General features: G+C 40.7%; 13 protein-coding genes. 4 read left to right on the plus strand and 9 right to left on the minus strand.

The features are described 5' to 3' along the window. Window positions 1–107 precede the first annotated feature (107 nt). Window positions 108–1514 (plus strand): sialate O-acetylesterase, encoded by a 1407-nt coding sequence (locus ABDW32_RS08845; protein WP_343561491.1) that lies wholly within the window; start codon window positions 108–110, stop codon window positions 1512–1514. 130 nt (window positions 1515–1644) lie between these two features. On the opposite strand, the gene ABDW32_RS08850 is transcribed toward ABDW32_RS08845, so the two are convergent. From ABDW32_RS08850 to ABDW32_RS08890, 9 genes are all read right to left on the minus strand, one after another. After that, on the minus strand, window positions 1645–5232 hold the full coding sequence (locus ABDW32_RS08850) for a glycoside hydrolase family 2 TIM barrel-domain containing protein (protein WP_343561492.1): 3588 nt from the start codon (window positions 5230–5232) through the stop codon (window positions 1645–1647). 21 nt (window positions 5233–5253) lie between these two features. Then, window positions 5254–5844, minus strand: coding sequence for a hypothetical protein (locus ABDW32_RS08855; protein WP_343561494.1), 591 nt, complete (start codon window positions 5842–5844; stop codon window positions 5254–5256). Further along, window positions 5841–8549, minus strand: coding sequence for a GH116 family glycosyl hydrolase (locus tag ABDW32_RS08860; RefSeq protein WP_343561496.1), 2709 nt, complete (start codon window positions 8547–8549; stop codon window positions 5841–5843). The genes ABDW32_RS08855 and ABDW32_RS08860 overlap by 4 nt, the downstream gene beginning before the upstream one ends. A gap of 19 nt (window positions 8550–8568) precedes the next feature. Then, complete coding sequence (locus ABDW32_RS08865) at window positions 8569–9732, minus strand: DUF1735 domain-containing protein (RefSeq protein WP_343561498.1); 1164 nt, start codon at window positions 9730–9732, stop codon at window positions 8569–8571. 32 nt (window positions 9733–9764) lie between these two features. After that, window positions 9765–11732 (minus strand): RagB/SusD family nutrient uptake outer membrane protein, encoded by a 1968-nt coding sequence (locus tag ABDW32_RS08870; protein WP_343561500.1) that lies wholly within the window; start codon window positions 11730–11732, stop codon window positions 9765–9767. 87 nt (window positions 11733–11819) lie between these two features. Then, window positions 11820–15299, minus strand: coding sequence for a TonB-dependent receptor (locus ABDW32_RS08875; protein WP_343561502.1), 3480 nt, complete (start codon window positions 15297–15299; stop codon window positions 11820–11822). A 142-nt stretch (window positions 15300–15441) separates the two neighbouring features. Then, complete coding sequence (locus ABDW32_RS08880) at window positions 15442–16584, minus strand: FecR domain-containing protein (RefSeq protein WP_343561504.1); 1143 nt, start codon at window positions 16582–16584, stop codon at window positions 15442–15444. 105 nt (window positions 16585–16689) lie between these two features. Beyond that, window positions 16690–17232, minus strand: a complete 543-nt coding sequence (locus ABDW32_RS08885) for an RNA polymerase sigma-70 factor (protein ID WP_343561506.1) — start codon at window positions 17230–17232, stop codon at window positions 16690–16692. Window positions 17233–17356: 124 nt separating this feature from the next. Next, entirely contained in the window at window positions 17357–18274 is a 918-nt protein-coding gene (locus ABDW32_RS08890) for a hypothetical protein (protein ID WP_343561508.1), read from the minus strand. Window positions 18275–18820: 546 nt separating this feature from the next. On the opposite strand from ABDW32_RS08890, the gene ABDW32_RS08895 reads away from it, so the two are divergent. Genes ABDW32_RS08895 through ABDW32_RS08905 form a run of 3 tightly spaced genes read left to right on the plus strand, consistent with a single transcriptional unit; the run spans window position 18821 to window position 26514 of the window. Beyond that, window positions 18821–21736 carry a S41 family peptidase gene (locus ABDW32_RS08895; protein WP_343561510.1) on the plus strand — a complete coding sequence of 972 codons (2916 nt, stop codon included), beginning with the start codon at window positions 18821–18823 and terminating at the stop codon, window positions 21734–21736. Between the two features lie 20 nt (window positions 21737–21756). Further along, entirely contained in the window at window positions 21757–22875 is a 1119-nt protein-coding gene (locus ABDW32_RS08900) for a TlpA disulfide reductase family protein (protein ID WP_343561512.1), read from the plus strand. 39 nt (window positions 22876–22914) lie between these two features. After that, complete coding sequence (locus ABDW32_RS08905; RefSeq protein WP_343561514.1) at window positions 22915–26514, plus strand: SusC/RagA family TonB-linked outer membrane protein; 3600 nt, start codon at window positions 22915–22917, stop codon at window positions 26512–26514. Window positions 26515–26517 lie beyond the last annotated feature (3 nt).

Consider the following 26517-nt stretch of genomic DNA (forward strand, 5'->3'; position numbering starts at 1 on the left):
AAAAAGATAAAAAAATATATTGCTGTCACCTTATTTTATATCTTGTGTGTCTTGTAAATAGAACTGTACTAAAACACGTTAATTTTTTACATTATAAATTTACCATTATGAACAAATTTCTGCTCTTTCTGATGTCCTGTTTTCTGATATTCTCATCCCAGGCCGCTATTCGTTTACCGAGTATTTTGGCAAATAATATGGTTTTGCAGCAGCGGTCGACGACCCAGTTGTGGGGTTGGTCCAAAGCAGGTGAAAAAATCCGGATTACCACCTCCTGGGATGATAAGACTGTCGAGCTACTAGCGGATGGAAATGCCAAATGGCAAATATCAGTGCAGACGCCAAAAGCAGGTGGCCCATATACTATCGTATTTGAAGGTGATAATAAAATTGTTCTTGAGAACGTATTTATCGGGGAAGTTTGGGTTTGCAGTGGTCAGTCTAACATGGAATGGAACTATTACAACGGTGTTCCCAGTATTAAGGATGAGTTTTCAGCTGTCGACAAGCTTAATATTAAGTTGTTTCAGGTCACTAAAGCAACTTCTAAAACCCCACAGGACAACAATGAAGGGAATTGGATGGTTTGTGATAGCAACACCTTGAAAAATTTCAGCGCAGTCGCTTATTATTTTGGGAAGATTCTGAACAAGGAATTGAATGTACCAATTGGTTTGATCAGTAGTAACTGGGGCGGGACCCCAGCTGAAGTATGGACCCCAGCAGAATTAGTTGAAAATAATAGCATTTTAAAAGATGCAGCAGTTCAAAAAAAGCCTGCTTCATGGTGGCCTATTGCACCAGGGTATGCGTATAACGCAATGATCGCACCATTTACTAATTTTAATATCGCTGGTGTGATCTGGTATCAAGGAGAAAGCAACGTTGAAACAGCCTCAAGTTATACCCAATTAATGGATACCATGATCGCTTCCTGGCGTAGGGCCTGGCATAAAAGTCTTCCGTTTTATTACGTACAGATTGCGCCAAATAGGTATTCCAATCATCATGTAGGAGCGTTACTTCGCGAAGCGCAGTCTAAGGCTCTAGCAACAGAAAATACAGGTATGGTTGTCATTTCAGATCTTGTTAACGATACATTGAATATTCATCCTGCAAATAAAAAAGACGTCGGTTTACGTCTTGCAAACTATGCTTTGTCCGAGACTTATGGGCTAAGTAGAGGAAATTACAAAAGCCCAATGTTCAAATCCTTTACAGTGCGGAAAAATCAAATTGTGATTGATTTTGATTATGCTGAATCTAGCCTGATAATAAAAGGAAATGAAGGGAAGGAAATTTTTATTTCCGGGCCAGACAAGGTATTTTACCCTGCCACAGTCGCGCTAAAAGGTAATCAGATGATTGTTTCAAATCAGCTGGTGAAAAATCCCGTAGCTGTTCGATATCAATTTAGTAATACGGGGATAGGTAATATTTTTAGCAAAGAAGGGTTGCCATTGGCTCCTTTTCGCACCGATGCATGGCCGCTTGATACTGGCAAAATAAGATAGCTTGAATAGCTTGCAAATAGACCCTAACCTATTATGCTTTATGTAATGCGGTAATGGGAAGAAGAAAGAGGGATATTTCTACTGTCATAATAAAAGACGAAATGAAATTATCCCTCTTTTTTGATTTTTATTATGGATTAACAATAAATGGTTCTATTCTGAAGGAATAAAACACAGGCGTATTTAATGAAATCATATAGTGAGGCAGTGGTAATGGTCCACAGCTGGCATTTCCCAGTCCCTGTTGGATACAATCCAGACTCAAGTAAATTTTATTTTGTCTGATTTCGGGAATTTTGAAATCATATTTGGCATTCCATACTGCTTCATCCGAAAAATTCAGTGCCGAAAAGCTCAAGCGATCTTTAGACGTTATTTTCAGACCTTGTCCGGAATCGTCCGAGAGAGAAACCCAACGGATTTCGCTACGGTTCCCCATACTCTGTGCCCGCGTATAATGTTCTTCCTCCATATCGGTTGGCGTAGTTTTGTAAAAACCCAAATAGTTGGACATGCGGCGGTCGGAATAATTTTCATGTGGGCCGCGACCAAAATATGTTATATTTTTATAATTGGCTGGTAACTGCATTTGTAAGCCCAGGCGATGGACGATTTCAGCCTTTTCTGGTAAGGTAAAATAGCTTTCTATATCGATCTTTCCATCACCGTAAATGGTATAATTTGTCATATAAGGTATTAAGATGCTGTCTTTGCTATGGATTGTGGCGACCGATTTTATAGCGATGACAACAGATTTTCTATCCTTGCCAAATCCGACGGTATCCAAACGGGAATCGCACGTTGTCGGATAATAGTTTTGATCGGTGTATTTGTCGTTATTGAGACTTCTGTACCAATTGAACTGTAAACCCGATTGGCCGTCAATCATCTCCCTGCCATGATACACCAACGATGCCATTCCGCCCTTTTTTCTGTCGAATATTGCCTGGAAATCCTGTCCCTGAATGCTTATCTCATCGGTGTTTTCTGCAAGTTGCAACACAGGAACACGCCGAAGGTCGATGGCATTGAGGACAGCCCTCGGAGTAAGTTCAAACTGTTCTGACGCCAATAGGTACCCCTTTTCAGCCCAGCTAGTTGATTCTTTCAAATGAAGGTACACATTTAAATGATATTCACTATTGGGTATAAAGTTCCGCTCGAAGGGAAGACTGACGATTGTATCCTGATCTGGGGGAAGCGTTAGTTGGTCTATCCGACCGGATTGTTCCGGTACGCCATCTTTCCGAATCTCCCAGGTCAGATAAAATTGATCCAGATTGAGGAAATCATATTTATTGGTGATTTTGATCTTATTGGCGGCCAGTGCGTCCCCGTTGAATTTAACGTACTGATAGACTCTGCGTACTTCGATTAGCTTGGCTGTTACGCGGCGATCGGGAGTGGTCAGTCCATTGTTTGAAAAATCACCATCTGTCGGCTTCTCCCCGAAACTACCACCATAATAGAAATGATTTTTAGGTTCTCCTTTTTTAATGTGGGCCTGGTCTACCCAATCCCAGATACATCCACCAATCATACGTTGGGATGTATTTTCGATGTAGTCCCAATACTCCTGCAAATTGCCCATGGCATTGCCCATAGCGTGCGCATACTCACAGAGGAAGTAGGGCTTGTCCGTTGTTTTTTGATCAAACCGTGCCATACCATCCAATGCTGGATACATATGTGAATCAATGTCTGCAAGTTCATTTTTTCCTTCATAATGCACCGGCCTGTTTTGCCGATCGAGCTCCTTCACTTTCTGATACATGAAATCAAAATTGCGTCCGTTACCGCTTTCATTACCAAGGGACCAGAATATAACCGATGGATGGTTGCGGTCACGCAGAACCATGCGTTGTGCACGTATGACGTATGCCTCACGCCAGTTTTCATTATCCGACAATCCCATATTTCCGTGGTTTTCTACATCCGCCTCATCCATGCAATATAGACCATAATAATCCATCAAAGCATAGAACTTTGGACTGTTGGGGTAATGGCTGGTACGTACGGTATTGATATTATGTCGCTTCATAAGCAGAATATCTTTTATCATGGTTTCTGTGGGCACTGCCTTTCCAAATTCCGGATGCGTATCATGACGGTTTACACCCTTGAAGAAAACCTGATTCCCATTGATAAATACCCTTTTATTTTTGACTTCAATCTTACGGAAGCCAATTTTGGTACTTATCGTTTGGATTTCTTTACCGGATTCATCCACAACTGCCATCAGGAGTGTATGAAGTGCAGGTAATTCGGCTGACCACAATTTAGGATTTAAGAGCTCCAGCTGATAGCCCATCTCGAGCTCCTGTCCAGAGGCAATGTGGTAATCCTTGCTTTCCCTGCTGATTACCTTTCCATGAGGATCCAGTAATTGCACGTTCAGTTTTCCATTTTGTGGATTTTTATTTTCATTGTTTAGTTTTGTGTAAAGTTGGAAAGTACCTTTGCTAAAGTCGTTACCCTGAAATATAGTGGAATGATGAAAATCAAAAAGGTGTACTTGTGGGAGACAATACAGGAATACATCGCGGTGAATTCCACCGAACCTAAACATATCCTGATCTTCAATATAGCTTCCATCGGTCCATTTATAAACTTCTACGGCAACTGTATTTTTACCTATTTTTGTTGCATCGGTGATATCGAACTCTGTCACATTATTTGATCCTTCGCTGTAGCCTATTTTTTTTCCATTTACCCAGACATAGAAGCCAGAGTATACACCGTCAAAATGCAATACTATTTTATTTCCTTTCCATGTTTTTGGAATCACAAAGTCTTTTCGATACGAACCGACCGGATTAGGTTCCTTTTCACTTGTATAGCCTTTGACAGGCTGGATAAAAGGTGGACGGTTGGCAAAAGGATAAGTGACATTGGTATAGATAGGAGTTCCATAGCCACTGACTTCCCAGCTTATGGGGACGGTTAAGTTGTCCCAGTTTGATACGTTAAATTTCTGCTGGTAGAAATTTATTGGCCGTTCGCTCGGTTGTTTGCTCCACTTAAATTTCCAGATTCCGTTTAAGGATTGGTAATAAGGGGACCGTGGCTGTAACCATGGCTTTTCAAAATAACTATCCTCTTTTAAGCTTTTGCTGTCGGGATATGGAATGAAGGTGGCATGGCCCGGCATTTTGTTTATTTCGAATATCGTTTCATTCTGCCATTCCTCCTCTCCTCGCCAAACAAACCCTTTAGCTAGCTCTGAATCGATCTCCACGAGTTTCCAATCCTGAACGGCTCCAGGTAATTGATAGAGAACGCTGCCTTCACGATCTTCCTGCAGTGTTCCGATGTTCATCCGGCTACTGCTGTGTCGGATCTGTATGGCACCTGTCCCTGTAAATGTCAGTGTCCATTGTTGGTTTGGATTGGATGGATTGGCACCCCATTGCATAATGGGATTACCGTTACCCGAATATTGGTTGGCATTGTCTATATTCGTACCAGTAAGGGGATTGTTTATAATATAAGAGCCATTGGTATTTTTCTTGAAACGCCATAGTTGGCTTTTTTTTGTCTTTTGTGCTTTGCGCAGTACTATTTTTGCACCGTCATCAAACAATTCATCGTTATCCCAGGCCAGTCCATTGCTGTTGACGATTTGGTAAAGGGATTCTTCGTTGATCTCCTGCGCAGCTGCTGGTCGCCAGAATAAGATTGTGATGACCAGTACCAACATGAAATTCAATTTGTTCATTTTATTTTCCGTAGTTAATATTTATTTTTTGTTTCTGTTCTTTAGCATACGGTGACGTAATGCCTGCTCTTTGTCTGCATTCCAATATTTGCAATCAAGCTCAATGAACAGTGATGTATAGGGTAATACGGACGCTGTTTTGAGAACGACAATATGAAACAGTTTGGATGCCTCGTCTATTTTTTTGAAAACTGATGCGTGGGGGATGACCTGAATATTAGAACGGAAGATGCTACCGATTTCCTTGCTAAAGGCTTCCACTCCGGGAACAAGCTGTTCGTCTATATTGGCAAGCTCTTGATCCTGATAGACGATCGGTCGAATATGATCCTGTGTTTTTAAGAGGCTGTCCAACTGTTTTGCCACTTGGGGTAGAGGCTGCCCGGTGTTGATGACGGTAATATTTGCACTGCTTGGTGCCGGATAGGCTTTATCAACAATTAAGATCCAATTGCGGTGCCCCAGTAATGGTAATGTTGCTTGCATTTGATCTAGCCAGCTGCTATCCTTTACGGACTTTATTTCAGTGGATTGGGATAGGGCGGGTTGGCAGCCACTGATAAGTATGAAAAGACAGAAAAATGCCAGTAAAGAGACGATTATCTTTTTCATGACCAAGTAATGTTTAGTTTATCTCCGGTCTGAAGCCTCAATTCATTCGCAAAAATCAGTTTTAGCTGTTGCTGACTGAGTTCTGTTTCCGATAGTTGTACGACTTTGCCGTTCAATGTTGCTTTGAGCCGTTTGGTTCGGCCTGGTTGTGTAGAAAGATGACCTAAGCTCAAGGTCTGTATATTCAATGATCCATAGCTTAGGCATATCGAAGCCTCAAAGGCAGACTGCTGCTTTTGCTGATAAGTGCCCCAGCCCGTAGCTGTGGTAAAAGCAGCCTTAAAGCATGTTTGTTGCATTCGCGGCGCAAAACCAAGATGTTTTTTAGGCCCATGGTATTCGTAGCCGCATGCATTTATAAAAGTACCATAGCTTGCCATAGCCCGCGCATAATGATCACTGCACTCGATCTCATTGAAGGGATTACGTTTAGCTGCATCATATCGTTCATGGATACATCGGGTCAAAACCAGGCTTTCGTCCACCATTCCTTCGGCCATCATATGAGCTGCGACCTGATGTTCAAAGCCACTCATGCATTCGTGAAAATAACCAAGTTGCCAGGTGATGTCTTCGCCGTAAGCTGAGGTTTCATTGCTTGGATTCGTATTCATAATCATGCCACCCTCCCCAGCTAAGGCATAGGGTCTACCATTTAGGTGAGTTCTGATATAAGGACCTACATCCATGGTAAAATTATATTTCCATAATGCTTTTAGGGCCGAACGAGTTTTTTCTTTATTATTTATCCGGGGAAGATTGACCTGAAATGCCCATGCCTGACCATATACCTGATCGATATGACAAGTATTATACGACCCCAATTTTTTTCGTCCAAATTCTTTGTTCGGCCGGTGGATATAATATTCTCCGTTAAATAGTGTTGTATCCATCGCTGCTATTCCCTTACTCACGTATTGCGCACATGTTTTTTGGAATATCTGATCGCTCATTTCTATTGCCATGAGTTCAGCGGCTTTGACTGCCGCAAGACAGAGGCCGACAATCCAGGCGATATCGCCTTCCCAGACCGCATCGAGCGTGTTTTCCATAGGGGTGTCCGTCATGCCGTCACCATTTTTGTCTTGGTCGATGATAAATTTCACCGCTTTTTTGAGTTTATCCCAGTTACGCGATAGAAACTGGGCATCTTTAGACATCTGATGCTCTCTGTAAAAACGAAGTATTACACCAGCCTGACCATCGATAGCGGGGCGGGTTTCGTATTCCGCTCGAAAGATAATAGCGCCAGTTTCTGGGACGAATCCGATGCCTAGATCTGTAGTTTCACGCAGATTCCGTTCGAGTTCAGGGAATAAACGTCCCATGGCCTGCCCATACTGCCAGACATGTGTACAGGTTCCTGCACAGGCACCCACACCTTCCCAGGCCCAAAAGCGACCACTGGCAAAACGATAGGTGTTAGCCGTAGCCAAAGTACCAATATTCAGCAATGTACGGTCCAAAAACCAGTGGGGAAGTGTCGAATCGTACCAAGTATCGATCCAGGTTAATGTAGATTGGTTCAGATAGTCTTTATGCTGATGATAATAGGTTAAAACATCTTTGGCATCTGAAAACTTGGTACCATACCAATAGCCTTGTTGCGCATCTTTGATTTTATCACGCAACTGAGGATGGGCATTGTTGAAATGCCAGCTAATGGCATAGGAAACGGCATCGGTAACTTGGGGGGAGATGGTGCGTTGGACGACGATGTTTCCGACTTGAAGCTGGTCAAATGGGACAGATGCCGATTCTTTACCGAGGGCGCTTTTTGTTGGATCGAAGGGCCAGTCGTCGAACATGGCATTTACCGTAGCATCCGCTGCGTCACAGTAGAGTGCCATTGTACCGTGGTCACCGGCCAGCTTGTCGGGTTGTGGCACAGCGGTGCAGGAGTAAAGTATACCATGTACATTTTCGATCGCTACGATCTCAGCGCGTTTTATAACCCCTTTAAATTCCTTGCGGGGTTTGTGTACCCCGTTTTCCAGCCAGGCACAGAATGTTGCCTGAACGCTGCGCTTGGTTTTATTTTTCGCTTTCAGATGTAGTGTTGTCATCGGCAGCGATGAGTTTTCAGCATCCAATGGAATAAATGGCGAATAAATCTGTAGTTCGATATCCAAAGGGAAATCCTTAGCCGAATAGCTGATCTTGCAACTCGGGTAAGCGACTTCAAAAATGACTTCATCCCAGTGTTCTTTTCGTAATTCGCGGGTCCGGGATGTTCCATTTTCAACGACAGTTACTGAAAGCCCCTGTTCCAATAGTCGGAGATTATCAGCTATAGCGGGTTCTACATAGGCTGCTCCATCGCGGGGTTTAATATTAACGTATTCTCGGCCATTATACCATTGTACAACTTTGGGTTCTATACCTTCTCCTTTCCCTTCGTAGGTTTCATTATAGATCTGCCAGAGCCAGAGGCGGCCGTCACCACCGGCATAGACGGTCCCCGCATGGAGTCCGCCGATAGGCATTCCGATATATTGCAATTCGTTTTTGCTTTTGTAATAACGTGTTTTCTGACCACGTTTATACAGTTGTTCAATCCACTTCGGATCTATTTTTTTATCTGTAGGAATATTGTGTAAAGGCTGATCCCATGCAAAGATGCTGCTTGCCCAGCTTGGAAACTGGGCAAGTAGAAATGCTGTGCTTAGTAAACCCGATCTTTTTAAAAAGGATCTTCGATTCATTGTATGTTATATAATTGTTTTATTTTCCGTCTATTGGTAACCAGTTTTTATAACCTTGTTGTCTCACGTACTGCCAATTGTGTGGCCCGAATTGGGTATTTGCATCGCGGATGTCTAATTTTTCATCGATATAAGTAAGAACATCGGTATAGTCCTGACCAATTACATTTTTATAGTGCAAAACCAGGGTTTTTGTTTTCGGATCATAGGTGTTGTCAATGGTTACCCCTTGTGTTGTGGCATAAGCAAATGTCCCCCAGGGAAATCTACTGTCCCCGAATGCAATAGGCTCCATTGTATAAGTGCCATAGACCTCATCATTTAAATAGAATTTATTGTACATCCAACCTGATCCATGTAGTCCAAATACCTCAAAGCTCCATAAACCCGTACCCCAGATCATAAATTGACCTTTATCATTTGGATCGTTGCTTAAGCGGGTGATGTATTTATAATTATAATGTACTCCGTTTACATTATTTTCCGCAGCATTAGCTTGTAGCCGCGCTGAATGGTAGCGTCCTTCCGGAAGTTTTGGAATTGGAAAACCCGACCAGTTGACTACTTTTTGAGCGTCTACTATGAGATTGGCGATTAAAAAATTATCATAAAAATGATTTTGAGGAAGGGTATTGCCTTCAACGAGTTTAACCGGGAATGCAAAGTTGGCGTAGTTTTTACTGTCGGTACGCTTGATCGGTATCGAAAAAATAAGCGCACTGGATGCCGTTCCTTTTTTTATGGTGACTGTGAAGGTCTTCGTGACATTGTCATACGGAGCATTTGCTTTATACAGCGAAGATTCAGGGATATAATATTTTGTGTTGTTTTCGATATTATAATCATTCAGTGTTTCTTCGTCGAAAGCTACTTTGACCGGGATGTCTTTGTCAGCGGTTAGTGAACCACCAATGCCAATTTTAAACTTGACTTCGAAAAAGCCATCCCGGAGGTCTTCGATGAGTTCAACATCATAATCGTCGTTCAGGATTTTGAGCGTATCTACGAATGTATAAGCTTGTATTGCCGTGATAGAACGTTCCGACGCGGATGTCGATTCAGCATTTACAATATAGAGTTCCTGTTTGTAGAACTCCTTGTTCTCATAATCCAATTTACCACAAGCTGTCAGGAAGAGACAGATAGCAAACAGTAGAAGGTATTTTATATTATTTGGTTTCATCGTCATGTTTTTTTTCATCATTACAGATTGTATTACCATCCCGGATTCTGGATCAGTTTACCCCAGTGATTAGCGACATCATTGTATGGGAGGGGGAAGAAATAGTTCTTTTTCTTGAAGGAATATCCGTCGATAATGGTACGGTCATAAAAAGTAATATCTGCTTTTTTGTAGTTCATTCCATATACTGGACCACCTGATCCTTTGGGATTGCCCCAGCTGTCGCGTTGTACATTTTCAGCATCTTTCCAACGGCGGATATCAAAATAACGTTTTCCTTCAAAAGCCATTTCCACGAGGCGTTCGTGTTTGATCCTGTTTCGGATTTCATCTTTGGTCCCTTGACTATATCCAGGAAGCCCTGCCCGATAGCGTACCAAATTGAGATATTTCAGGATATCAGGATGTCCGGGCTGACTTTCGTTGAGTGCTTCGGCATAGGAGAGATATACTTCCGCCAATCGGAATACGGGATATTGTTTTTCGTAAGTTCCTTCTATGCGCATATCATCATCATTGATGTATTTGACAACGGCATAGCCAGTACGCAAGGAAGGACGATCGGTCTCAAAATAGCCATCGGCAGTTTCAGGTCTATAGTCCACATAATAATAAGGATCTACTTTATCATCCTGTTTATATCCACGGCCGTGAAAACCGATCGTCGCATAAAAACGCGGTTCACGATTCAATACACGGTTTGGTACCGCTGGATATCGATTTCCGTTGAAAAAGTTTGTATGGATCGGTGAGTTGAGTGAATTGCCATCGCCTAAGATATAATGCCCGTCAGCAGCAGATGATGTAGAAAAATCTTTATAAAGCTTTTGGTTTTCTTCTTCTATTGTAGCGCCATTATTCATGAAAAATCCGTCAACAATCTTTTGAGTAGCGGCTATACGGGTAGTATTTACAGCATTTGAGGCTTTGTGACCTCTAGGCCAACCCAGTGCCGTTAGATTATATGTTTGGCTTTGTCTATTGACCTGCCAGATCACTTCCTTGTTCCAGTAATTGTCGCCACCACTAAATAAGGCCTTGAAAGATCGGTAAGGATCAATCCCGGCAGGGCCATTCGGCCATGCTATAGTATTGCCGGGGAAGTCACCTAGAGGAACAGTTTTGTAATTGTTGTTGGCTGGCAGGGTAAACAATTCATATTGATTCATATCAATGATCATTTTGTAGGCCTCTGCTGCTTTTTTCCAGCGGTTTTCATCGTATCCTTTTCCAAAGAAAGGTTGACCCTCGGGATTAACAAAACTATTGTACTCCGTATTGCCGTTGACTAGCGGACTTGCAGCCCATAGGAGTATGCGTGCTTTTACTGCCATAGCAGCAGCTTTGGACGGCCTACCTAGGTCAGAGGTTAATATTTGTGCCTGGCTGGGCAGTTTTTGAATGGTCAGATCTAGTTCGGCAGTTAAAAAATTGATACATTCTTCCAGGGTTGCACGTTTAGTCGGATAGGTATTTTCATTCGCGTAATCTATTGTTTTATCAACAATGACAAAGGGACCGTAGATCTCCAAGATCAATGAATAATAGTAAGCACGTAAAAAACGCACATCTGTTTGATAGCTTTCGACTTCGCCTTCCTTGAGCAATTTGTCGTTAGCCTTAGGCGAATTTTCTAAAAATTGATTACAAGCCCTGATAGCCCGATATAATTTGGCCCAGTAGTTCAGTTCCCAGGGTAAATTGTCGGAATTGTATTTATCTTGGGATAGTTGCAAGGCCATATAGGTATCTAGTCCTGCATGCCCTTCGTCGCCAGCACCACTGAATGGCCAGGATTGATGCATGTCGGTAAAATTGGGAAGATGACCGTAACAGGCAGCCCAAGCTTCACGAATATTTTTTCGGGAGGTCCAGATATCGTTCAGATTATCCACTTCATGCAGATATTCCTCCGCATCCAGGTATTTACAGGACTGCATTTGTAGGGTAGTCAATAATGCGATCGCTAAACTTATGTTCTTGATGTTGAGTGTTTTCATTGGAATAGTTTTATTTATTCATATGGTATATGTACTTTCATGCAGGCGTACTGACCTAAATGTTTTTTTACAAATTTTATATGGATTTTACAGTTTAAATCTGACATTCATTCCCAGAGAATAGGTGCGTTTTAATGGATAAGCATACGATGATTTCTGTTCAGGATTCCAGTCCTTGAATTTGGAGAATGTTGCTAAATTGTCTCCGCGGCCGTAGAAATAGATGTTCTGGAATGGAAGTTTACCGTTTTTGGGTACCCAGGTATAACCTATTTCGGCATCTGCTAGACGTAAATAAGAAGCTTCACGTTCCCAGAACGTAGACTGTTGTACATTATTGATGTTTTCCGAACCAACAGCTAGACGGGGATAGGCAGCGTCTGGATTTTCAGTGGATTTCGTCCCCGAGTAAGATTCAGGTGTCCAGTGATCATTGTAGGCCGCTTCATAGATTGCGCCGCGACTGCCTGAAGCATTGAATGGGATACGTCCGCCATTAAGGGTACGGAATACATCCGATTTTCCGATTACACGGGTAGAGAAGGTCCAATTTTTATAATTAAAATCCACCGCCAGTGAATATGTCCATTTGGGGTCTGTGCTTCCCAACCAAATACGGTCTTCGGGAGTGATCAGACCGTCACCATTAATGTCCTTATATTTGATGTCGCCAGGCATGACCTTGTTCCAGGTCTGTACAGGGCTATTATCAATATCAGCTTGATCTTTGAACAGCCCTAGAGCGATATAATTCAGATCGCGCCCCCAGTCCAGCCCGATTCCACTTTGGTAAGGCATTTTTGGATCGAGCTGTCCATTTTCTACAATCGTATTTATATTGTAGGTCAGGATTCCACGAATATAGTTGATCCGGAAATCGCCGAAATTTTTACTGTAGGACAGATCGAGGTCGAAACCTTTGGAATACATCTTTCCGAGGTTGGCTTTTGGTATTGAAGCTAGTCCCAGCGTGGAAGGAAGCTTGTTCAGGTCAATCAGCTGGCCCTCACGCGTATTTCTAAAAATGTCCAGTATCATTTTAAATTGATTGAATAAGCCGAGTTCAATACCGAAGTTCATCTTTTTATTTTGTTCCCAGGTCAAGCCAAGCTGTTCCAGTCGACTCTCTCCCACACCTGAAATATTTGTTCCGCTATATGCTGTACCTCCAAAACCAAATGTATAGCCATCAAGTGTACCTGTGGTTGCCATATAACCGAAGCGCCTAGCATCCCCTGGTGCACCGACGACACCATAGGAACCCCGAAATTTTAATAGATTGACCGTTTTCTTCATGCCTACCCAAAATTTTTCCTCTGATAGGATCCAGCCCAATCCAATGGAGGGGAAGGAAGACCAGCGCTTGTCGGGAGTAAACATTTGCGATCCAGAGGCGCCAAAGTTAATATCTGCAAAATAGCGGTTTTTAAAACCTGCGGTAAATCGTCCTGCAATAGACTGCTCCCTTGTCGGTAGTGCATTCACCAAAAGGGAATTGCCATTGTCATCATTAGGGACATCATCCATGTATTCACGCTGTTTGTACAGTACAAAAGCTGTTGTTGTGAAATCCTTTCCAAAATCACGGGCATAATTGGCACTTCCCTGTATCTCGACAACACGATACCCTGTAGGTGTCGATGGCTCAAATCGCATCTTGTCATCCAGATCTGGCGTAGTATTGAGCGTGACGAGATTTCCATCTTTATCACGACCTGTACCGTTATAGCTGTTCGCAAAATCGGGGCGGTGTTTTTGATAATCCTTAATATATTGGTGTGTATAATTATTGATTTTCGAGAAAGAGGCAATACCGTTAAAAAATAGCCCCTTCAATAAGAAATCAAGTTTTTGTGTAATATTGAGGTTGGTATTCATCACATTGGAATAGCCACGGGTAAAGCCCGTTTTATTGAGCATTGAAAAAGGATTTTTGACGTTTGCAGGTTCCTCCGGAGCTGTTCCATTGGAGTATTGTGTGGGGAAGAGGGTGGGATTGATCTCATTGATGATATTGAGAATTTGATCTGTTCCCTGTCCTGGTTCTGTCGTTGTGTTATAGCGGCCGTCAAATCCGAGTCCCAATGTTGTGGTCGGGCTGATATCAGCTTTTAAATTCGATCTGAAATTAAATTGATTATATTTAGCATTTGAATTGTATGATTGGAGATTTCCTTTAAACATTCCGTCTTCGATATAATACCCGCCAGACATATAGTAAGTCACAACATTACCACCACCGCCAATATTGAAGTTTCCTCTATGCGATAAATTATTTGGTTTATATAATGCATTATACCAATCGACATTCGGATAAAAATCCATGTCATTATCTCCAAATTTTTTTATGATTTCATCCGAATAGGGTTTTTCTTTGCCGCGCACGGCAAAGGCCTCGTTCCGCATTTGCGCATATTTTACCGCGTCGATCCAATGCGGTTTAAAAGTAGCATTGTTGACGGAGGAAGATATGGACATATTGACACTGGGTTTTTCAGAGATTTTTCCCGTTTTGGTCGTGATCACAATGATACCGTTTGCTCCTTCCAATCCATATACTGCTGTTGCGGAGGCATCCTTGAGGATAGAAAAGCTTGCAATGTCATTGGGGTCTACATCGTCAATAGATCTTTTGAGTCCGTCGATCAAGATCAAAGGATCAGAACTTCCCTTGACAGAGTTTATACCACGGATAATAAAATTGGCTCCGTCCTTGCCGGGTTGTCCCGAAGTTTGGTTGAAGGACATTCCTGCCACGCGGCCAGCCAGTTGGTTGGTCAGTGATCGGCCCGGACTGATAAGCTCTTTGGGATCCACTGTACTCATGGCTGCAACAACACTAATTTTTTTCTGTACACCATGTGCTACGACTACAACTTCATCCAGCGCACTATTTATCTTCTTCAATTCAATTTGAAGCTGGCTCAACTCGTATGCGGTAAGCGTACTGGTATTTACTTCAACTGGCGTATAGCCGATTGAAGTAAATACCAGTATCGCTTTTTCAGGCAGATTCGTAAGGCTAAAATTTCCATTTTCGTCGGTTACTGTGCCAAAGAGTGAGTTCGCTTTTACTTGAACTGAGACATGAGCAATGGGTTTCTTCTCCTCATCCCTAACGGTTCCCGATGCTTGTCCTTTTGGGATTTTTTTGTCTATTGCTGTTGGCGTCTTGGTTGAAGATGCAGGAGGCGTGGTGTTTTTCAAGGCTTTGATTACAATGGTGCCATCGTGGATGGTGTAGCTTAATGACTGATTTTCGAGAAGTTTATCCAATGTAGCCGTTAAAGAAGCCTTGTTGACATAAAGACTGACTGGACGTTTCTGTTTTAAAATTGATTCGTTGTAGATGAATCGATATCCTGTTGCTTTCTGTATTTCAAAAAATGCAGTAGCTAAGGGAACATTCTTGACATCTAGATCTACGGTCTGCGCCTTGAGATTTAAAGATGACAAAGATAAAACGGTCCCAAGAACGAGCGCAGTCAGATAGCTGGCCCTGCTGTTGGCGACTTTGTCAAATTTGATTTGACGATTTAAAAAAAAGACATGAGGGTTGCTGTCCATATCATTTGACTGGTTTTAGTTTATACTATTGGTTAAGAATAAATGTGAGTTGTCTCCTCGCTAAATAAAAGGGGATACATTAGGTTTTGTCGCTAGGTAGCGTATTATTTTGCGGACTGGTTCATATGCTTTTCATTTGGTTTTATTTGATAATGAGTTTGTTGCCTTCTATGATAAATTGAAACCCGGTAAGGTCGGCCAGTGTTTTACATACTGTTGTGATAGAGGAGCTTCTTTTTATACCGCCTTTAAAATGATCGTTTGTCAATGTTCGTTGTATATCAATATCGATAGCATACCATCTTGATATTTCGCCGAGAATATCTTTTAGATTTTTGCTGTCAAAATAGAAGTAGCCTTCTTTCCAGGACAAAGCTTCTTCCAAATCAGCCTTGTTGACTTCAATTTTTCCTTGGCCACTGATCGTTGCATGGCCTGCAACAATCGTTTTATTTTGACCGCCTTCACTGACTCTAATCTTTCCTTCTGTGAGGATTGTTTTTACTTTCTTGTCAAAAAGGTGGGTATTGATGTTGAAAGCCGTTCCCAATGCTTCGATTTCGGTACCGTTGACCTTAACTTTAAAAGGATGGGATGCATCTTTGGCAACTTCGAAGTAAGCCTCTCCCTTTATTGAAACTATTCTATCTTTCCCGGAAAAAATAGACGGAAATTCCAATTCAGAGTCTGCGTTAAGCCAAACACGGGTTCCGTCTTCCAGTTGGATGTGGTAAGTAGCGCCAAATGGAACACTCAATTTATGGATGGCTACTTTTTTGCCCGAATTAGCGGAATAATCTAATTGATTATCGTGAACCTTTAACGAGGTATTTCCATCTGATATGGTTTCAGATTGCATTCCACTCAATTCGATAGTTTTTCCATCTGATAGCGTTAAGATCGCTTTTTCTGTTCCTGGGAGGATTTTATTTCCCTTTTCGGCAGTTAGGTCAGATTTTAAAGGATTGCTGTGATAAAAATAAAGGCTAACAAATAATATTAAGATTGCAGCGGAGGCAGCGGCATACTTCCAAAGTGTTTTGCTTTGTCTTCTTACCTTGGATTTAGCTACTATATCCTTCCAAATCTCAGTTTTGTCTACCGATTGGTAATATTTAATGCGTTGATCAATATCCTCTATTTTGACGCCATGGTCCTCGATCCAACTGCTAAGCAGCGGGAAATCCACCGTTAACTGCTTCAATTCTTGAAGTTCAGCTTCGGAGATATCGTTCCGTACATATCTTGAGACAAGTTCTGCCGCTCTAAAGTGTTTTGAATCCATGTTATTATAATAAGAGATAGTTAAAGGATATTCATTCGATTTAACCTTCCTATCCTGCATCTGTAGACAAAGACACAGTCGTAGGCCAAATGGGTGAAAAGAATTTTAAAAAAATAATAAAAAAAGAATTTTTAGCCCGCGATAGAAGGGGCTAAGGAGTTTACGAAGTAAAAGCAAGGCCCGGCGTTTTTGAGTTTTGACGGTATTAATAGAAACCTCAAATTGCGCTGCGATTTCAATATTTGATTTTTCTTCGAGGTAAGCCAATTTACAGATCTGTTGACACCCCTCAGGAAGTGTATCAATGGCTTTTTCTAAATGACCAACAATTTCTGCATAGATCAAAGCGTCAAGAAGTAATGTTTCCTCCGGTTCATCAAAACTTGTTTCTTCAATATATTTTTGGGAAGTTTTACCTTTACGTATATAATTTAAAGAGGCATTTTTAACCGTAGTATAGAGGTATCTTTTTTTTGATCCAGCATGTGAACCAATAGGATAAGGCCTGTCAAGTAATTTGACAAACACATCCTGTACAATATCATTGGCTGACTCATTGCATTGGACAATCCGCCAGGAGAATTCCACGAGGGGAACATAATATTGTTCAAACAATTGTTGAATTTCAACTTTTGTTAATGGTTCCATTATTGGTTCTGAAGCATTTATCATTCATTGATACTGGTTTTTCAATCGGTATAATATTGGTATATTATTCGCCAATATTACATAAATTCCTGGTGGAATACAAAGAAAACATGTTAGTGTTTTTTTATTGCAACTGATAGGCTCCCTTGTCCAGTAATCCCTTAACCATTCTAAGATCTCCGTTCAGATCGAAATCTCCATTAATCTTTTTGGAAATGTAGTTAGCAGAAGATCGTGCGGGCGAACCTCTTTTTATCCTATAATCATTAGCGTTAGGGGTCACAAAGTATGGATTTCGGTTGTAATTTGAATGAAGATCGGTGTTACAAACTTTTTTCCATTGGTCAGAAGATAAGATTGTCTTTCCTTCCCAGATCCAAGTATTATTACTTTCACTAAAATAGAGGTTATAATCCATATTGTTGCCTCGTCCAGACCTCGTATATTTGTTTATAAAAGGACGTTCAGGAACTGTACAAATAATATTGTTTTGTAGCACATTATCGATACAATTTTCGACCAATCGAATTTCTCCCTCGAACTCGTCAAAATACCCGCGATCCAAGCTATTTTTGTACAGGGTATTATTCACAACATAGCATCTTATTGTTCCACCACCGGTGTAATTAAGATAGCCGCCTAGACTAATGCCAGCAAGCGAATTTCCATAAACTAAATTATTCCGTACGATACAATCTTGTGTTGGGAAATTATCCGTTTCACTTACCAGCCCAATACTGCGACCACATCGATAGACACGATTTCTTTCAACAATGATATTCCGCGCACCGTCAACGTAGATTCCAATAGCGCCATTATGTTTTTCAAATGCAGGAATAGGACCTGTTCTTCCATCAATATCATAAACTTCATTTTCGCTGATCAGACCATTGCGTACATAATTGAGTGTTGGATTGGCATTGCCCGCATAACCTCCTGCTGCAACTATTCCTATATTTTCACCATTAAATATCTGCCTGCATTTCTCTGTAAGGTTATCGATTAATTGTTCAACATAATCGAGCAGCTCGGCATATTCCATTCTTATAAGGGGATCAAATGAATCTACAAAGTTGGCTTCGTCTTTTTTTTATTCAGCATGTTTCATCGTTCTTTTTATTTCGTGAAAGACTTCATAACGAACACAACTGAATAGATAAGTATGAATTGAATACTTTAATTTGATTTTTTCTCTGTTTCTCCAGATTTTAATAAATACATTTTGTACCAGTTCCTGGCATACCTCAGCATCTTGAAATGTATGAAAAGCTGTTTTATATAACGATTGCCAAAACCGTGACATAAAGTGTTGAAGGGCCCGTTCATCGCCTTTACAAACTAGTTCAAAAATTTGTTTATCAGAGTAAACGGTGTAATCCATAATCAGGGGATGTTTATAGTCGGTAGTTAAAACAGTTCAAACTTAAATGCTAAAAAGCAAAATAAGAATGTCAACTTGATCTTTCCAATAACAAGTGGTAACAGTGCGTTTAAAAAAAAATAAAAAAAAATTCATATTGGATTCACCCTATCATTAGTTCTGGTTGTCTTTGTTTATAGTATCTTATAAAAACACGATTGACTAACCATGATCAGAATTCCTAAAACACGTTGGAGAATAAAAGCTATCCTGCTCTCGTCTCTTTTGATAGGAGGAACAATTGTAGAAGCAACTGAAAATTTACCGCGAGTGGAAAGGCAGAAGCTTATTTTAAAAACGACTATGTATTATATTGCACAGAAACATGTGTATCCAATGGAGCTGAATGATGAATTCTCTTCAAAAGTGTGGGATAAATATTTTAGTTACTTAGATATAAACCATAAGATCTTTTTGCAAGAAGACATTCGGCAGTTAAGATTGTATAAAAGTAGGCTGGACGAAGATATTCAGGCGAATTCTATTGAATTTTTCGAAAAAAGTAATACAATCTATTTGCAACGCTTAAAGGAATTACGTACTATCTGTAATGAAATCCTAGCTAAGCCTTTTGTATTTACAGTTAATGAATCCTTTCGAGATGGAAACGAATATGCTGGCTCGCTGAAGGAACAGAGGGAAAGGTGGCGAAAGTCATTAAAACTTAGTGTGTTACGTAAATTTAATTTGATAAAGGATAAGAATAATGGTAAAAAAGATAGGGAGATAGAAAAGGAAAGTAGAGCGGCAGTAAAGAGGTGGATGGACGCCTTTTTCGATCGTATGACCAAACCCGAAGCTGAGGATATAAATTTTAGCTATTTCATGAACGCCATTCTTTTTGAGGTGGATCCGCATACGATATATAACCTACCCAAGGAAACTAAACAAAAGCAGGAAAATATAGCCAAACGCTACTTTGGAATTGGAATATCTATGAAAGAAGATGAAGGTGAATACTTTGTAGATGGAGTCCAGCCAGGAGGAGAGGCTAATAATACGGGGTTGATCCATGTCGGTGATCAAATACTTCAGATTGAAAATGAGAAAGGTGAAATGCAAGATGTATTTTCTCTGCCAGCTGAGGATGTCATCGATATGATCCGCGGGGCAAGTGGGACGGTTGTCCGTTTGCGTATTAAAAGGAACTCAATCCAAGAAATCGTCAGTTTAAAACGTACAGAACTTAAAAACGAATCACAATTGGCTCGAAGTGCTCTATTTAAAAAAGGAAAAGAAAAAATAGGGATCGTTTATTTGCCTGATTTTTATGATGATGTAGCCAATCCGAATGGTGCTCACGCATCTTTGGATGTAATGAAACATATACAATCGTTAAAAAAACAAGGGATGACTAGTCTGATTATTGATTTGCGTAATAACCCTGGTGGATCTTTGAATGAAGTAGTTAGATTAGCTGGAGCATTGACGGGCAAAGGACCCAAAGCGCAGATTAGAGGTCGTGCTGGAGTTCAAGTGATGCAGGCCGATTTGGAACAGATTTACAAGGGGCCATTAGCGGTTATGATAAACGAAAGAAGTGCGTCGGCATCGGAAATATTTGCAGCGGCTATACAGGATTATCAGAGAGGGGTCATTATCGGAGGACCGACATCGTATGGAAAAGGATCCGCACAGGACGTTTGGCCAATTGGAAAAATGGGAGATGAAAGCAAGAATATTCCGGCAGTAAGTTTAGGTTCGTTGACATTGACATCTTTTATGTTTTATCGGGCGACAGGTCAAACAACACAAAAAACTGGTGTAAAGCCGGATATTCTGCTCCCTAGTCCCAGCGCTTATGTAAGTGAGTTGGAAAAGGATTACAATTCGGCGCTTCCAAATGTTCCTATCCCTACAACAAACTTTCAGCTATCCAATTCCTTCGCTAAGGATCAAATTGAAGCATGGGCCAAACAATTGCGTTATGGATATACATTTAAACAAATCGATAGTTTAGCGAAATTAATAGCGAAAGCGGATAAGGAACCGATTGCATTAAACTTTAAAGCTTATCAACAACAGGAAGAAAAGAAAAAGGAAAGGAAAGCTTACCTTAAAACTCTTCTGAAGGTACCACAGGATGAACAGATTGATGTAGTATCTGAAAGTGATAGATCTGCAGCAGGTGAAAAATGGTACATTGATTGGCTAGAAAACGCAAAAAACGATGTTTATGTTGCTGAGGCCTGTGCATTGTTGTCTAATTGGAGCGCGGAAAATGATGCTCTCCAAACTACCTACGCTTTAGAAGTGGCGACCTTACGTCATTTTTTTGAGAGAGATAACGTTCGGGATGAATGTTATCTAGATGATATCAATGAATTGAATGTCAACCTTAATACTAATGCTGATATTTATAGATTGAAAAAACAGCTTACACGAATGAAAGATTCGGTGGATGTAATGGAAATAATAAACAAGGAGGGGACTAATATCACCCGATCCATACAGTTATCGAAACAGGATTTTGTTAGGCAACACCCTAATTCTTACGTTAGTCTCTATCTTTTAGCAGAAGAATTCAATGCATATACCGCCGAAGGGTATTCATTGGCATTTGAGTCTTTGTCTCCGGCTCTTAAAGCGTTGAATGCAGCCGAATCGATAAAAAAGGAAATTTCGCGTCTTAAAGTAACCACCACTGGTGCCGAAGCAATTGATTTTCAACGTACCGACCAAAATGGTAACCTAGTGAAGTTGAGTAATCTTCGTGGTAAATATGTTTTGCTTGACTTTTGGGGTAGCTGGTGTGTGGTTTGTCGTCAGGCGCACCCGCACATGAAGGAACTTTATCATCAATATAAAGATAAAGGCTTTGAAATCCTTGCAATAGCAGATGAAAGCCATAGTAAAACCATGCAGGATCGTGAAAAAGTTTGGAAGGAGGCGATTCGAAAAGATGATATTCCTTGGATTCATGTACTTGCCGAAGAGAGGAATCAAAAAATTAATGTGCTTCAGGCTTATGGAATAACTGCGTTTCCTACCAAAATCTTATTGGATAGAGAAGGTAAGGTCGTTATGCGTACAATTGGTAATCTAAATAACGAAATAGACGAATATTTGAGAAAACATCTTTAAATCAACTTAAACAATATCATATGAATATGAAAATTAATAGAAGCCTCTGGACAGGCCTGCTTGCAATGTCTTCAGTCCAATTGATGGCACAACAACAACTGAAAATAAATGCGGAGTTCGAAACACTGAACGATGGTCAAAAAGTTTATTTGACGGATTTTATCACCAAACGCGTTGACTCTACAAGTGTCGCCAATAATAAGTTTCAGTTTACTGCCAACGCTGATTCAAGTACTATTTATATTGTGCAGCTGGGATTGCAGCCCAAGGAAAATGAGTTTTTTTTCATGGATATGGGAGCGGGCCAAGTTAATATATCTGGCAAGGGCAGTTCATTTAAGGATGTTGCCATTACCGGGAGTTCCTTTGTCGATCGATGGAAAGAATTGGACGCATTTATGTTGAATCGTTGTGGTGGTGGCATTAATTATCCGAATGAATTGGCTCAGAAAATGGCCCAAGCGCAGGCCATTGGGGACGCTCAAGCGCTGGAAAACTTGCAAAAAGATTTTTTGCTTTATGTGGAAAAAGGAAAGAGTGCTACAAAAGATTGGATCGCCAAATATCCAGATGAATCCATTAGTGCTTATGTGATCAATGCATTTTTATTAAATAAAATACCGCTGAATGAAGTAAAAGCTCTAGTGAAAGGGCTGGGGGCAAATGCTCAAAGATCAAAGTTAGCACATCTAATGTTAACGTTAGAAGAGCCAAAGTTGTCCTCTAATTTGCTTAATCAGCAGGCACCTGATTTTACATTGAACGATGAGAAAGGTGTTGCTGTGAAATTATCGGATTTTAAAGGTAAATATGTTTTATTGGATTTTTGGGCAAGTTGGTGCGCACCTTGCCGTAAGGAGATGCCTTTTGTGAAAGCTGCTTTTGAGAAATATAACTCTCCAAAATTTACTATCTTGAGTGTGTCTATCGATACAGAGCCCGAAAAATGGCGTAAGGCGCTAACCGATGAAAAAATGCCTTGGAAACAACTTTTAGACGACTCGAATCAACAAGTGTCAACGTTATACAATGTCGCTTTTATTCCAATGAATTTTTTAATTGATCCTACTGGAAAAATAATTGCTTTTGGTCTGTATGGCGAAAATATTAATAAACAACTTGGAGATGTGTTGAATTAATCGACCTAACATTAATCGCTAACCTAAATTTAACGAATTATGGCAATAAATCGCTTTGCTCGTGTTCTTATGTTGTCATCGTTTTGGCTGTCGCTTGGGGGGACGATGGCCTATGCACAAACAATGATCAACAAACCTGTGACGCTTTCCGTTAAAAAAGCTAAACTCGGAAAGATTTTAAGGTCAATTCGGGATAAATCTTCAATCCGCATTGTTTTCAGTGAACAAGTGGTGGACCGAGTCGCGGTACAAACTGTTGAAGCTAAAAACGAAAAGTTAACAGACCTATTAAACCGAATTCTAAAAGGTACCGGGCTTTATTACGTCATCCAGAATGATGTTGTCATTATTAAAGAAGCCAGTAAGGCTGATATCCCAAATACATCTGCAATAGCTATAAGTATAAGCGCGGTACTTAATAATTTTGTAAATGGCAAGGTCGTACTTGCCGATAATCAACCGAAAGCGCTCGTTACAGTCATCAATAGTACAACAGGTATTCAGACACTATCAGACCAGCATGGTAATTTTTCAATCCCAGCCAATAAAGGTGACCAAATTCAATTTAGTCATGTTGGCTTTGCACCTCTGAAGGTTACCATACGCAATTTAAAGGATTTGCAAATTGTGCTCAATCCTCAGGATTCGACACTAGATGAAGTCGTTTTGACAGGATATCAAACCATCGATAAAAAATTATCAACAGGATCAATTTTTTCCCTAAAGGGAAAGGACGTCGCTGAACCGAATGTACCCAATATCGCATCCATGTTGCAAGGCAAGGTACCCGGATTATCTGTAGAAACACTCTCCGGTAGTCCCAATTCTGTTCCGCGGTTAAGGATGCGTGGTACCTCCACCCTGATCGGAAATGCAAACCCCATTTGGGTAGTCGACGGTATTGTTCGTGAAAATTCGAGTGATATAAATCCCGATAATCCGTTGGGGATAGATCCATCTTTTTTGGATTCGTGGGTACGTAGTGGTACTAGTGTTGCCAATACCGATTTAATGGGCAATTCCGTAGCAGGGATTAATGTCAATGATATTGAGAGTATCGGTTTTTTGAAGGATGCTGCCGCAACAGCGCTGTATGGTACACGTGCTGCTAATGGAGTAATCGTTATAACAACGAAGAAGGGAAAGGCTGGTCCTAACGTTTTGAGTTATAGCACGAGTCTTGGATTTGTACAAAAACCTTCCTATGGCAATATGAAATTGATGAATTCGAAAGAGCGGATTCAATTGTCGGCCGAATTGATCAAACAGGGATTACTTCTTCAAGGTGCCCCCCTCGACGTGGGTTACGAAGCCGCCTATTTGGATCTGGTGAATAGACGTATCACGCAGTCGGAATTTGAAGCCCGGGTAAATCAGATGGAAACAGAGAATACCGACTGGTTTGATCTTTTGTTTCAAAATAGCTTTAATCAATCCCATTCCCTCAGCCTGAGTGGCGGAAGTGAAAAAAGTTCATTTTATTCTTCTTTGAACTATAGCAACAACAAAGGATCGGCAAGGAAAGATGCATTGAGCAGCATTAGTGGAAGTATAGGTATGAATACGAAACTTGGAAACAAATGGCAAATCGATTTCAAGTTAGATGGTAGCTATAATAAGGGTACAGGGTATAATCTTAAACTCAATAATCCGATGACCTACGCACTGACCACCAGTAGAACAATTCCATCGACCCAATTTTACGAATCTAAGAGACCCATGTTTGGCACGGATCCGAATGAAACTTCCTACCCACTGCATTTCAATATCTTCAATGAGATTGACCAAACTGGAAATACAACTGTAAACAGTCAATTTTCTGGTGCATTAAATATAAGTTATCAGATTTTAAACGATTTGAAATTCACATCAACCTTTGGCGGGACACTTTCAACAATAAACAATGAACAATATTCGACCGAAAGGAGTTTTGATGTGGCTACCGTTAGAGGTTATGATTATGGAACTGTGGTCCCCGGGAGCATGGATGAGTTGAATTCGCCTTTACCCTTTGGTGGTATCTTCGACCAGAACTATACCAATCTGTACAAATACTCCTGGCGAAATGTCTTAAATTATAGAAAGTTGCTTTTTAATGGTCGGGACCAACTTACTTTTTTAATTGGACAGGAAATAAATAGTAGTAAACGCCTTGGCAATAGCCAATTCCAATATGGCTATCTTAAAGACCGAGGCGAAAGTTTTGCAAAAAAAGATAACTACTATTTCTGGATGATCCAAAATAGAGTTAATAAGATAGACAATCTGTTTTCTGGTTTTGCGGATGTAAGTTATGCGTTTGATCAAAGATATATCATTGATGCGAACCTTCGTTATGATGCATCAAATCGCTTTGGACAATACACAAATAGTCGTTTCCTTCCGATGTGGAGTATATCTGGGCGGTGGAATATATCGGATGAACCCTGGTTACGTGATAACCAAGTGTTAAGTGATCTAAGCGTGAAAGGATCATATGGTTATCAAGGGAATGCAGTGCAAGATGTGGGACCAGATTTGATACTAAAAAATAAAGAATCTGGATTGGCAGGCGCTTTAAATCCAAGAACCAACGAGTATCAATTAACAATGCGTTCTCTTGCGTATCCGGATCTGCGTTGGGAAAAGACAGGAGTAAGTAATCTAGGAATCAACATAGGTCTATTTCAATCCTTCGTTAATCTCACTACCGAATTTTACTATCGGAAAACCAAAGATGCTTTGACTCGCCTTAGCCTACCATTAGAATATGGGATACAAGAGATGATTATTAATGGAGGGACATTAATCAATAAAGGCCTTGAGGTAAACATTAATTTCAACTTTCTACGGAAACAAAATTGGGAATGGTCCCTTAGTGCAAACAGCTCGTTCAACAAGAATAAGCTAAATCAGGGCTCCGATGTGGTCAACTATACGTTTAGACAATATGCCGCTGGCTCCGCCCAAGTTCCTGGTCAGCCCTTGGGAACCTTTTATGTGTTTGATTTTAAAGGTTTAAATCCGCAAAACGGAATGCCATTATTTAAGGAGATTGATGATGTAGAAGATCCGCACCTACTTGGCATGGACCAATATTTCATTAAGGCCGGTGTAAACCACTACCCGTTCACGGGGGGATTAGCGAGTAAACTTCGGTATCGAAATTTTAGTTTATCCACGCAATTCAGCTTCGGTTTTGGCGCTCATAAACTGCGTAATGCACTATTTAATGGAACTAGTAGTCAAACTGTACCCAAACCCGACCAAAATATGCCACGCTGGATGATCGATCGCTGGAAACAACCTGGCGACGAATTAAAAACAGATATTCCGGGCTTTGTAGATGGCAACATTATTCAGACGGCTGATTTTGGTAGCAATATTGAAAGCCGATACTGGATGTATGATCACTCTACAGCCCAACTGGCCAAAGCCGACTATGTAAAATGTCGTAGTATTCAAATTGGTTATAGAATTCCCGAATCTTTTATTAGACAGATGCATCTAATGAGTGCAAATGTGTCTTTTTCGATGACGAATGTTTTCAGGGTAGTGAGCAAAGATTGGAAAGGTCAGGATCCAGAATTACCAGGGTCAGGTACTTCCGCACTTCCTCAGGTACCCACCTATAATTTAGGTTTAAATGTATCCTTTTAATTG

It is taken from the genome of Sphingobacterium sp., from assembly GCF_039596235.1.
Taxonomy (GTDB): Bacteria; Bacteroidota; Bacteroidia; order Sphingobacteriales; family Sphingobacteriaceae; genus Sphingobacterium.

Coding starts and splice junctions, on each gene's coding strand:
- ABDW32_RS08895 (WP_343561510.1), top strand. CDS start 18,821: ATGATCAGAATTCCTAAAACACGTTGGAGAATAAAAGCTATCCTGCTC.
- ABDW32_RS08855 (WP_343561494.1), bottom strand. CDS start 5,844: ATGAAAAAGATAATCGTCTCTTTACTGGCATTTTTCTGTCTTTTCATA.
- ABDW32_RS08860 (WP_343561496.1), bottom strand. CDS start 8,549: ATGAATCGAAGATCCTTTTTAAAAAGATCGGGTTTACTAAGCACAGCA.
- ABDW32_RS08870 (WP_343561500.1), bottom strand. CDS start 11,732: ATGAAAACACTCAACATCAAGAACATAAGTTTAGCGATCGCATTATTG.
- ABDW32_RS08905 (WP_343561514.1), top strand. CDS start 22,915: ATGGCAATAAATCGCTTTGCTCGTGTTCTTATGTTGTCATCGTTTTGG.
- ABDW32_RS08845 (WP_343561491.1), top strand. CDS start 108: ATGAACAAATTTCTGCTCTTTCTGATGTCCTGTTTTCTGATATTCTCA.
- ABDW32_RS08885 (WP_343561506.1), bottom strand. CDS start 17,232: ATGGAACCATTAACAAAAGTTGAAATTCAACAATTGTTTGAACAATAT.
- ABDW32_RS08900 (WP_343561512.1), top strand. CDS start 21,757: ATGAATATGAAAATTAATAGAAGCCTCTGGACAGGCCTGCTTGCAATG.
- ABDW32_RS08890 (WP_343561508.1), bottom strand. CDS start 18,274: ATGGAATATGCCGAGCTGCTCGATTATGTTGAACAATTAATCGATAAC.
- ABDW32_RS08880 (WP_343561504.1), bottom strand. CDS start 16,584: ATGGATTCAAAACACTTTAGAGCGGCAGAACTTGTCTCAAGATATGTA.
- ABDW32_RS08875 (WP_343561502.1), bottom strand. CDS start 15,299: ATGGACAGCAACCCTCATGTCTTTTTTTTAAATCGTCAAATCAAATTT.
- ABDW32_RS08865 (WP_343561498.1), bottom strand. CDS start 9,732: ATGAAACCAAATAATATAAAATACCTTCTACTGTTTGCTATCTGTCTC.
- ABDW32_RS08850 (WP_343561492.1), bottom strand. CDS start 5,232: ATGAACAAATTGAATTTCATGTTGGTACTGGTCATCACAATCTTATTC.